Here is a 250-nt window from a genome sequence, read left to right on the forward strand (position 1 = left end):
GGACGGTGACGCGCGGGCTCCGCTCGTCCCGCGCCGGGCCACCCTTGGCGGGGGTACGCGCCCGCAGCACGCGCTCGGGCGCCAGCGCGAGGTCGACGCCGAGGATCGGCTCGAGGCCTGCGGCGGTGCACGCCTCGACGAACTTGACGCTGCCGTACAGACCGTCGCGGTCGGTGAGCGCGAGGCGTCCGTACCCGAGCTCGGCGGCGCGGGCGACGAGTGTCGCGGGTGGGGTCGTGCCGTACTGCAG

Annotated in this window: 1 protein-coding gene; it reads right to left on the reverse strand. The window is 76.4% G+C overall.

Features of this window, described 5'->3' with window-relative positions; all coding sequences use genetic code 11:
- On the reverse strand, positions 1-250 hold a 250-nt coding region (locus tag QSV46_RS40490), incomplete at both ends, for a PHP domain-containing protein (protein ID WP_314964320.1).

Origin of the sequence: Bradyrhizobium cosmicum (assembly GCF_032290525.1) — a bacterium.
GTDB classification, from domain to species: Bacteria; Pseudomonadota; Alphaproteobacteria; order Rhizobiales; family Xanthobacteraceae; genus Bradyrhizobium; species Bradyrhizobium cosmicum_A.